The organism is Paenibacillus anaericanus (assembly GCF_003994475.1).
Taxonomy (GTDB): domain Bacteria; phylum Bacillota; class Bacilli; order Paenibacillales; family Paenibacillaceae; genus Fontibacillus; species Fontibacillus anaericanus.
The window spans coordinates 82,451-92,821 of the sequence record NZ_RZNY01000020.1 but is presented as its reverse complement, the minus strand read 5'-3'; the positions used below and the strand labels follow the sequence as shown (position 1 = coordinate 92,821).

10 protein-coding genes are annotated in these 10,371 nt (G+C 42.9%); all 10 read right to left on the bottom strand.

Annotated elements, in window-relative coordinates; translation table 11 throughout:
* The coding region (locus EJP82_RS20555) for a cache domain-containing protein (RefSeq protein WP_170220252.1) at window positions 1–994 on the bottom strand (994 nt) is incomplete at its 3' end.
* A 240-nt stretch (window positions 995–1,234) separates the two neighbouring features.
* On the bottom strand, window positions 1,235–2,581 hold the full coding sequence (locus EJP82_RS20550; RefSeq protein ID WP_127193930.1) for a peptidase U32 family protein: 1,347 nt from the start codon (window positions 2,579–2,581) through the stop codon (window positions 1,235–1,237).
* Window positions 2,582–2,599: 18 nt separating this feature from the next.
* Complete coding sequence (locus EJP82_RS20545) at window positions 2,600–3,535, bottom strand: peptidase U32 family protein (RefSeq protein WP_127193929.1); 936 nt, start codon at window positions 3,533–3,535, stop codon at window positions 2,600–2,602.
* A gap of 15 nt (window positions 3,536–3,550) precedes the next feature.
* Window positions 3,551–4,609, bottom strand: a complete 1,059-nt coding sequence (gene mltG, locus EJP82_RS20540) for an endolytic transglycosylase MltG (protein WP_127193928.1) — start codon at window positions 4,607–4,609, stop codon at window positions 3,551–3,553.
* Between the two features lie 80 nt (window positions 4,610–4,689).
* The gene (locus EJP82_RS20535) at window positions 4,690–4,992 is read right to left on the bottom strand and encodes a DUF1292 domain-containing protein (RefSeq protein ID WP_211350212.1); all 303 of its coding nucleotides are present in this window, start codon (window positions 4,990–4,992) and stop codon (window positions 4,690–4,692) included.
* Window positions 4,985–5,299 carry a DUF1292 domain-containing protein gene (locus EJP82_RS20530; protein ID WP_127193927.1) on the bottom strand — a complete coding sequence of 105 codons (315 nt, stop codon included), beginning with the start codon at window positions 5,297–5,299 and terminating at the stop codon, window positions 4,985–4,987. Before EJP82_RS20530 ends, EJP82_RS20535 begins: the two co-directional genes overlap by 8 nt.
* 12 nt (window positions 5,300–5,311) lie before the next feature.
* The gene (gene ruvX / locus EJP82_RS20525) at window positions 5,312–5,728 is read right to left on the bottom strand and encodes a Holliday junction resolvase RuvX (protein ID WP_127193926.1); all 417 of its coding nucleotides are present in this window, start codon (window positions 5,726–5,728) and stop codon (window positions 5,312–5,314) included.
* 9 nt (window positions 5,729–5,737) lie between these two features.
* A complete protein-coding gene (locus tag EJP82_RS20520; RefSeq protein WP_127193925.1) occupies window positions 5,738–5,998 on the bottom strand; it encodes an IreB family regulatory phosphoprotein in 261 nt (86 codons plus the stop codon).
* A gap of 139 nt (window positions 5,999–6,137) precedes the next feature.
* A complete protein-coding gene (alaS, locus tag EJP82_RS20515) occupies window positions 6,138–8,762 on the bottom strand; it encodes an alanine--tRNA ligase (RefSeq protein ID WP_127193924.1) in 2,625 nt (874 codons plus the stop codon).
* A gap of 469 nt (window positions 8,763–9,231) precedes the next feature.
* Complete coding sequence (locus tag EJP82_RS20510; RefSeq protein WP_127193923.1) at window positions 9,232–10,299, bottom strand: AI-2E family transporter; 1,068 nt, start codon at window positions 10,297–10,299, stop codon at window positions 9,232–9,234.
* Window positions 10,300–10,371 lie beyond the last annotated feature (72 nt).

Here is a 10,371-nt window from a genome sequence, read left to right as displayed (position 1 = left end):
CTGTTGGAATGGTGCCTAGTAGCTTCCATCCTGAAGTAGCTTGAGTATTATAAACCGCCAGAACGGGTTGCTTATTTCCGTCTTTCGTACGTATACCACCTAATAGCTCAGTACCAACTTTGCTGAGATCAACATCCGTGGTCTTACCTTCTTGTTCTGCTACCGAAGAAGTCACGACAGTATTATCATTAGTTAATAGCTGAACACGTGAACCCTCTCCTAGATCCAATTCATTCAGGTATTGCGTAAGGATGTCTAGTCTAATATCAGCAACCAATATAAAGCGTTTCATACCGTTTACACTCTGAATCGATCTTACCAATCTAAATACACCTGAACCCGAGCTTTCGTAATCGGTTACATTAGTCCAAAACGTTTCAGAAGATTTCGACACTGTATCGTACCAAGGTTGCTCCTTGATTGAATCCAGGAATTTTTGATCCACATTCCCCGTTGTTACAATGTCAAAATTATCCTCCTCACCCATCATATATGTTCCAATTACACCTGGAGAAGTAAGTGAGAATGTATTCAGTCTTGTTTGTAGCTTCGTCGATGTAACAAAACGATCATAATCAGTTACATCACTTAGTAAAGCATCTGTAATTGCTTTCTGCATTTCTTCGTCAAGGAATGTTTGCTGCAAATTATCCCGATATTTCTGAAGAATAATATCTAACTTTTGAGAGGTTTGTACGATTGTTTGTTGATTGGCTAGCTCTGCATTGTCTTGAATCGTGTTCTTTGCCATCTGATAAGAAATGATACCGATTGCAAGAACAAAGAACATAATAGCGATGAAGAAAATAAGAAATAAACGTATCCCAACCGATTTCGATGGATTAAACTGTTTCGGTAAGTGTTCCTTTAAAGATGATATTCTCCCTTTCAAACCTCCAGGAACGATCTTTCTCACTTGGTCAGCAGATTTCCCCCCCTGCATGTTGTCATTGTCCTTTGCTGTTCGGTTCTCCTTCTTAGGAACCAGTTTCACGTCGATCACCCACCACTCTTAGTAGTAAACTTCCTTTAAAAATAAGGTTGAAGGCCTTGCTTCGCATCTAACACATTTTAAGCATTTACAATGTCTTATATACCAATATTCGACAAAAATTAACGGTCTCCTCTATCATATCGGTTACATAGTGAATGATTTTTTAGAGATATTGTAAGAAAAATCACTAAAAATAAAAAAGGGCTTTCGGCCTAGACCAAAACCCCCAAGTTTTTAAACTTATTTTTTATTACTTTTACGCATCATATCAAAATAAGACACTGGCTGATCAACCTTCATCTTGATTCGTTGCAACGGATGGCGAGCTGCATCCAATTCATTTCCCTTCTCATCCCAAATCTTATCAACCGTTTGCTTGAAAAGGGTATCTCCTGGACCGAAAAATTCAACCACCTGCCCTGGTTTAAAGTGATTCCGTTGCTGAATAACAGCCATTCCAGTAACTTCATCATATTCCAGTACAAGTCCCGCGAAATCGTATGGTGCTGCTTTTTCTTCCGGTTCATAAATATGATCTTCATGATCAGGCGTATCATAGAAAAATCCGGTATTAAGCGGACGATTGGCTGCCTTATTAATCTCTTCCACCCACTCAGGCTTAAGAACATAATTTTCTGGATCTGCCATATAAGCATCTATGGCTTTACGATAAACGTTAACTACAGTAGCTACATAATGGATCGATTTCATTCTTCCTTCAATTTTGAAGCTGTCCACGCCAACATCAATCAAATCAGGAATATGATTTATCATGCACAAATCCTTAGACCCCATCGAAAAAGCATTATCTTGCTCTTCAAACAACGGTAACTGTGTTACGCCAAGCTCGAATCGACGAGAAGCTTTGGCATCCTCTGCCTCTTCCTCAGAAATCCAATCACCTTCTGGCTCAGAACGACCATCCTCGAACAGATCATATTTCCAACGGCATGACTGGCAACAGCCTCCCCGATTAGAATCTCGGTCAGTAAAATGGTTTGAAAGTACGCATCGTCCAGAATATGAAGAACACATCGCACCATGGATAAATGCTTCGATTTCGATGTCTACATTTTTTTTGATCTCATTAATTTCTTCAAAGCTTGTCTCACGCCCCAAAACAACCCGTGGGAGCCCTTGTTCCTTCCAGAACTTAACCGCCTGCCAATTTATCGTCGATTGCTGGGTGCTAAGGTGGACTTCCAGACCCGGAACTGTGCGCAGTGCTGTATCAATAATAACAGGGTCAGCTGCAATAATTGCCGAGATCCCTGCATCGTATAAATTCCGCAAATATTCTTCTATACCCTCAATATCCTCGTTATGCGCATAAATATTGGTCGCCACAAACACTTTGGCTCCGTATTTCTTAGCGAACTCAACCCCTTCGCGCATTTCATCAAAGCTGAAATTATCCGCATTAGAACGAAGGCCGTACTTCTGTCCACCGATATATACAGCATCTGCCCCGTAATGGACAGCAAATTTTAACTTTTCAAGGTTACCTGCCGGAGCAAGTAATTCCGGTTTAGCCAAACGATGGCGTTTTCCGCTGTATTTCGGAATATGTCTCTCCGTTGTTTGCATCTTCGTTCACCTCATTAATTAATAGACTTGTTCTTTATAAAAGAATCCAAAAGATAATTCGCGTTCCGGATCCTGCATCTGCCGGACCTCTTCTAGCCACATCTCATCAAACTCATACACTTCGGGGTTACTAAAATAAGTGTCGATTGATTTACGATATGCCTTTATTACAGCCACATTATATACAGGTGACTTGAGTAGAGTCTCAATTTTAAAACTGTCTACCCCAGCCTCCATTAGCAAATGTAAATCTTCCATAATACAAATATCGTCAGAACTCATGATATGTGTCCCGTTGTTATCCTCATAAATAGGAAATTTCTCATCTAAACGCTCCGCTTCGATCAGGAATAGACCTCGCTCTATACCAAGCGATTCATTTTCCTTAACCGGACGGCCTTGATGTGTCATGTAACTACGTACAAGACGGCGTTTGGAATGATAAATGTTCGTCATACCGTGTACTTGCACCTCAGATTGTACTTGCAGATGTGGAGACATCCCCGTAATTTCATCCATGTTCAACTCACGTGCAAGCACGACTCTTGAAGCCCCTTTGGTTCCCCAATAGTTAGCAGTTGAATAGTTCGTTGACATCATTTCAGCATTCCAGTGAGCAGCCATTTGTGGAGCAATCTCTCTTACCAGCTGCAGTACGGCTGGATCACCAAACTGGACACCGTCCACGCCACAATCAGCCAGTCCCTTCACGTAATCAGGAAGCTCCTTAAGTAATTCGTTGTCTACCACGTTGTTGATGCTTACATAAACCTTAGCTCCCCGTCCGTGTGCAAACTCTACAGCTTTAGCGATTTCATTTAGCTTGAAATTACCAGGTAGCCTCATGCCGAATTTTTCTTCTCCAATTAGGACAGCATCAGCACCAGCTTCGAGATACATTTGTAATTCTGTTAAGGAACCCGCAGGTGTTAGAAGTTCCGTCTTATTATCCATATATATCCACCTCAGTTATTTGGCCATAGCCTTGCTTTTCTCGATGTTCTTCAGATGTTCCTTATACGTCTTGGCAAATAAATGCTCACCACTACCATCTTTCTTCGTCACATAGAATAAATACTCCGAAGACTTAGGTTCAAGCGATGCCTCAATCGATTTAAGACTTGGCGCAGCAATCGGTCCTGGTGGCAGTCCTAAATATAAATAAGTGTTATATGGACTGTCAACTTTCCTTAGATCAGAGTTCATCAAACGCTCTTTAGGTTTCCCGAGTAAATACTGAACGGTAGCATCAATCTCCAATTTCATATTACCCGTGGCTAGTCGATTATAAATGACACCTGCTACGATGCTTCGTTCGGAATCAACAACGACCTCACGTTCTACTAGGGATGCTACCGTCATGAGTTCGTTTAAAGTCAGGCCTCGCGCTTTCAACTTGTCCTCGAAATTAGGAATTTGACCCAGTCGTTTCTCCATCTCATCCAACATCCGTTGTATAATATCTAATTCACTGCTCCCCTTCTTGAGCTCATACGTCTCAGGGAACAGATATCCTTCGAGCCGATACATCAATTTAGAGTCAGCAGGGACTAAACCCAGCAACTCATTATTTAACCCAGTAGGATCTTTTGCCAACTTTAAAAAGGAGTCCTTATTGACAATCCCTTCCTCAGCAAGCTTGTCTCCCATTTGTGTCACAGTAAACCCTTCAGGTATTGTAAACTTGATCATCTCGGTTTTTACAACGTCTCCACTATTAAGCTTCGCAATGATTTCATCGTATGTTACGCCTGGTTGAAGCTCATATACTCCCGCTTGAAATCGGGTTCCTTCGGATTTCAACTTCAAATAGGATACGAACAGGAAAGAATTCTTAATCAGTCCTTGGTCCTCCAGAATATCAGCTATGCCACTGGTTCCAACTCCAGGTTCAATTGTAAACTTTACAACTTGCTCTGATGACTTCACTGGTTGCATTTCATTATAGATATAAGCTCCTGCAGCACCAACAGCCACAATAATAGCAATTACGATTATCATCAGCCATTTCCATATCCTCTTCAACATTTCAACCCCTTTGCAGCCAAAAGGGGCGGTTGTCCCGCCCCCCTCAGACCAATCTATAATACTCCGCGAGAATTCCGAAATTACTCTGGAAAAGTTAACTCGTCATACAGTTCAGAAACGTTCTCCCATTCCTCATCATCATCAATCGTAACCAATTCTAGAGTTCCCTCTACCGTGGTTATAATTCTGAAGATCTCAGGACCTTGAACATCAGAGCGGGTTTCCGAAATAAGAACGGCGTAGGAATTCCCTGCCACATCAAATTCCTTCTCAATCGTATAATACGAAATTTGTCCCTGCTCATCTGAAAGTTCCACAACAGGACCAAAAGTATCATGTACCCGTGAAGACCAAACTACTTTGTCTGCCGAGAAATCAGTCATGATCTTCCACCCCGTCGAACTCATCAATCAAAGTGTTGAACGTCTCTTCAACGATCGACCATTCTTCATCACTTTCGATCGTGTACAACTTTAGATCATCGCCATCTTCCTCGTAACGGAACGCATAGACCTCTTCGCTCTCTTCATCTTCCTCATCAGATTCAATAGGAACGACCATCATATACTTGGCGTCCGAACCGTCAACTTCGAATTTCATAATAACTTCGAATTCTTCTTCATTGCCCTCATCATCAGGGATATAAATAATTTCCGGTTCTTCTTCATTGCCGATACGATCATTAGACATGTGCGATCACCCTCACTTTTTACTCTTAGAGTCCATATAATTTTGTAATATCAAGACCGCGGCGACTTTATCCACGACCCCTTTACGCTTCTTCCGACTAACATCAGCCTCGATCAGTGTACGCTGAGCAGATACCGTTGTCAGTCGTTCGTCCCACAGGTGAACGGGTAAATTCAGTTCCGCCCGCAACTCCTCTGCAAAGACCATACATATTTCCCCGCGGGGTCCGATGGTGCCGTTCATATTCTTGGGTAATCCAACAACGATTTCCTCAACTGCGTATTGTTCCACAAGCTTCGCAATACGCTGTAGTTCAGAACTTTCCCTCTGGCGATCAATAACCTCAACACCTTGGGCAGTCCAACCCAGATCATCGCTGACGGCAACACCAATTCTACGGTCCCCATAATCCAAACCCATTAATTTCATGCTGTTCTCCTAACGGTGGCCGGCCATATAAAATCTAACCAGTTCTTCGATCAGTTCGTCACGCTCTTTCTTGCGGACCAGACTTCGCGCGTTGTTATGACGCGGAATATATGCCGGGTCTCCTGACAATAAATAACCGACAATCTGGTTAACGGGATGGTAGTCTTTCTCCTGTAGTGCCCCATATACCGTAAGAAGAATTTCCTGCGCTGACGCTTCCTGTTCATCACCTTTGACGTTAAACTTGACCGTCTTATCCATAGAGTCCATGATGACACCTCGCTTCTTGAGACATACACCTTCTAGGTCGCAGTTAATTTCCTCTTAACCTATTCATACTATATCATATCTAGAGTTGCATAAGGAAATTTTCAGCTGTTTTATGCCCCTAAATATGGAATCAAATAAATCAAACTTGTGAAATAATCCATTGTCCAGCTACCTTAAGGGCTTCATCTAGCTTGCTAGCATCCTTACCACCGGCTTGAGCCATATCTGGACGTCCACCGCCTCCACCGCCGCAAACAGTTGCTACTTCTTTAACTAATTTACCGGCATGTAGACCACGTTTTACTTCCTCTTGAGGCACAACAACTACAAAGTTAACTTTATCCTCTGCCGTTGCTCCAAGTACCAACACCACGTCTGGGAGTTTAAGCTTCAGTTCGTCAGCTAAACCACGAAGGGCATCCATACTACCTGCTTGAACGCGCGCTGCAAGTAACTTAGTATCACCCAGATTGACTACTTGGCTAGTTAATTCACCAGCTTCAATTACGCTAAGCTTACTTTGTAGGGACTCATTCTCTCTCCCTAAGTCCTTTAACTGCTGATATAGAGCTTCAATTCGTTTTGGCACATCATTCACATTAGTCTTTAGCAATGCTGCAGACTGTTTGAGTGTGTCTAGTTGGCCATCCATATATAGATATGCCCCATGGCCCGTTACTGCCTCGATCCGACGAACGCCCGACCCTATTCCACTCTCACTGATCAATTTGAATAAACCAATCTCAGACGTATTGCTTACGTGACATCCACCACATAACTCTAGACTATAGTCACCTACTTGAACAACGCGAACGACATCACCGTACTTCTCTCCGAACAATGCCATTGCACCCATAGCCTTCGCCTCATCAATAGGCTTCAGTTCAATGACAACATTCAGTGCCTTCCAAATTTGCTCATTCACCCGGCGTTCGATCTCCGTAAGTTCTTCAGCAGAAATACTGCCCAGGTGGGAGAAGTCAAATCGAAGACGCTGCGGATCAACCAAGGAACCGGCCTGATTTACATGTCCGCCTAATGTTTCCTTTAGTGCTTTATGAAGCAAGTGCGTAGCTGTGTGGTTCTTTATGATTCCCCCACGAAGCTCACGATTAACCTGAGCTGTTACGTTCGCACCTACCTGAAGTTCTCCTGATATTACTGTGACCTGGTGAACATGCTGACCATGTGGAGCTTTAAACATACCGCTTACTTCTGCATTCCCCAATTCACCAACAAGGGTCCCTTGATCACTAACTTGGCCGCCACTTTCTGCATAGAACGGAGTAGCCTCAAGTATAACTTGTCCTGTTTCTCCAGCGGATAATACATCCTTGAAGGTATCATCCACCACAATTGCCACAATTTTTGTTGTTACATCAAGCTCATTATATCCAATGAATTCTGTTTTAGTCGTGAAGTCAGATAGAACGCCACCTTGTACAGCCATGCTTGCTCCCTTATGACCAGCAGCACGGGCACGGGCACGTTGTTCTTCCATTGCGGCTTCAAAACCCTCACGATCTACAGTCAAACCATGCTCTATAGCGAAGTCTTCACTCAAATCTAGTGGGAATCCATAAGTATCATACAGTTTGAATGTTTCAGCACCAGTAAGCATAGAACGACCTTCAGCTTTTGCTTCTTCACTGATTTGAGCTAGAATAGCCAATCCATCGCTGAGCGTTTCGTGGAAGCGTTCCTCTTCGGTATGAATAACCTTCTCGATAAATTCACGTTTTGTAACAATGTCGGTGTAAAAGCTACCCATAATTTCACCAACAGTCTCAACTAAACCATACATGAAAGGTTTGCTTAGACCAAGAACCTTACCATAGCGTACGGCACGGCGAAGTAGTCTACGAATAACATATCCGCGTCCCTCATTTGAAGGCAATACACCATCAGCAACGGCAAAAGCCACGGTCCGGGTATGGTCAGCGATCACTTTCAGTGCTACGTCAATCTCTTCACTCGATCCATACTTCAAGCCAGCTATTTGAGCAGTTTTAGCAATAATCGGTTGGAACAAATCTGTATCGAAGTTTGAGTTCACGTCTTGTAGAATCGATGCAAAACGTTCTAGCCCTGCACCCGTATCAATATTCTTGCTTGGGAGCGGAGTGAAACTGCCGTCCTTATTATGATTGAATTGAGAAAATACTACGTTCCATATTTCTAAGAAACGCTCATTCTCTCCACCTGTATAACATTCTGGATCCGAAAGATCACCATAGGCTTCACCACGGTCATAGAATATTTCCGTACAAGGTCCACATGGTCCTTCACCGATATCCCAGAAGTTTTCCTCAAGCTTCACGATCCGTTCAGCTGGTAAGCCGATCTTCTCATTCCACAGCTTGTACGCCTCTTCATCCTCCGGATATACCGTTACCGATAGACGCTCAGGATCAAAACCAATCCATTCAGGTGAAGTAAGGAATTCCCACGCCCATGTAATCGCATCTTCCTTGAAATAATCGCCGATAGAAAAGTTCCCCAGCATTTCAAAGAAAGTATGATGACGGCGCGTTTTTCCCACGTTCTCGATGTCATTCGTACGGATACATTTCTGTGAGTTGGTTAGCCGTGGGTTATCAGGTTTCACTCGGCCATCAAAATAAGCTTTTAACGGTGCCATTCCGGCATTGATCCACAATAGGGAGGGATCGTTATGTGGGACGAGCGAAGCACTTGGTTCGATTTTATGTCCTTTGCTGGCAAAGAACTGTAGCCATTTAGAGCGTATTTCACTTGATTTCATATTAGTTCCCCCTAGGTTTTTGTAAAATTGATTCGGCATTTTAAGAGAGTAATTGCAGGTTTTAAAGAGTCCGATATACTCCTTGATATAACAACCTCTGGAAAAATATGCCGAAAAATAGAAAAAACGCCCCTGATCACAGGGACGATTAACTCGCGGTACCACCCTGGTTATCGTAACTCTACATTCAAGAGAACTAGAGTGACGATCGCCTTGTTCGGTTCGATAACGGGAACCATCCGGTGAATTTGAACTCACACTCCGAAATCAGCTTTCCATCCGGTCGATTATCGGGTTCTTTCAGCCATCGCAAACACGGTTAGAATGCTGTAAAGCCAGCATATCCGTTCGCAAAGGAACCCTTCTCTGGGAAAATCAAACTTGGACGTACTTCATTTCATCACCGATTTACAACTATAGACAAATTAATTTAAGTATATAAGGCACGTTTCCCGCTGTCAATGCGGTCCTACACCGTTTTCCGACGAACATAGTACGCATAGAAATGCTGGATGACTACTTTGCCAACAGCAAAAACAGGAACAGCCAGAATGAGCCCTGGAATACCGGCGACTTCCCCACCAACAAGTAGTGCAAAAATAATGAGCATCGGGTGAAGATGAAGGCTTTTACCTACTACCTGTGGGGAAATGATGTTACTCTCCACAAGTTGGCAAATCGTATTTACTAGAGCAACCAGTAGCACCATTTTCCAAGAAATCGTAGACGCCATGACCAACCCAGGGGCTGCCCCGAGAAAAGGTCCCACATATGGAATGATGTTACATACCGCAACAAACCCAGCCAGTAATAATGCAAATTGCATGCCTACAATCATATACCCAATGTAAGCAAGCACTCCGATGATCACACAAACAAGGAGCTGACCTCTTACGTAGTTCCCTAGTGCTTCATCTATTTCCTTCAGTAAAGTCACAATGGATTTACGATGTGTACGTGGCAAATATTGAAGCATGATACGCTCGAATGCCTCAAAATCTTTGAGCATATAGAAAATTAAGAATGGAACGATAAAAGCATTGAATACAAGTCCAATGGTTGTACCTATATTATCAAGAAAGTCTGATATCCCACCCGCAAGACGTTGTTCAAATTGGAAAAACCAATTGTTCATCCCCATCCGAATGCTCCCTGGAAGTATACTGTTGTCCATACGATTCATCATTTGCTGGGTATGTAGTGTCAACTCAGGTAAATGTTCTCCAAGTTCTTCAAGTTGTTCTACAAACATAGGAATCACATTCATCAGAATGACTGACAAACTAACTAGAAAAACCGCATAAATAAGCAAAACAGCAATCGTACGCGGCACTTTACGTCCCCCGAGCATGCGAACGACCGGATTCAGCACATAAGAGATGATCATCGCGATGATGAATGGAGCAAAGATAGCCTTCAAAAACTCATAAACCAGTCCAATCATCGGGCGAAGCTGCCAAACAAAAAAAAGAATGACTAATCCTAACAGTGTCCAAACTCCATAGCGGAACAGCTTGTTTTTATAGATTGGTTCCACACGGTATCCCTCCTAATAGGTGGTATAAGTATGTACCAAGAGGGATAAAAATATTTTGAAATAGGGTGCGAA

Excerpts from the sequence above, each read along its gene's own strand:
- alaS (WP_127193924.1), bottom strand. The coding sequence starts at position 8,762 with ATGAAATCAAGTGAAATACGCTCTAAATGGCTACAGTTCTTTGCCAGC.
- EJP82_RS20530 (WP_127193927.1), bottom strand. The coding sequence starts at position 5,299 with ATGTCTAATGATCGTATCGGCAATGAAGAAGAACCGGAAATTATTTAT.
- mltG (WP_127193928.1), bottom strand. The coding sequence starts at position 4,609 with ATGTTGAAGAGGATATGGAAATGGCTGATGATAATCGTAATTGCTATT.
- EJP82_RS20550 (WP_127193930.1), bottom strand. The coding sequence starts at position 2,581 with ATGCAAACAACGGAGAGACATATTCCGAAATACAGCGGAAAACGCCAT.
- EJP82_RS20535 (WP_211350212.1), bottom strand. The coding sequence starts at position 4,992 with ATGACTGATTTCTCGGCAGACAAAGTAGTTTGGTCTTCACGGGTACAT.
- EJP82_RS20520 (WP_127193925.1), bottom strand. The coding sequence starts at position 5,998 with ATGGACTCTATGGATAAGACGGTCAAGTTTAACGTCAAAGGTGATGAA.
- EJP82_RS20545 (WP_127193929.1), bottom strand. The coding sequence starts at position 3,535 with ATGGATAATAAGACGGAACTTCTAACACCTGCGGGTTCCTTAACAGAA.
- ruvX (WP_127193926.1), bottom strand. The coding sequence starts at position 5,728 with ATGAAATTAATGGGTTTGGATTATGGGGACCGTAGAATTGGTGTTGCC.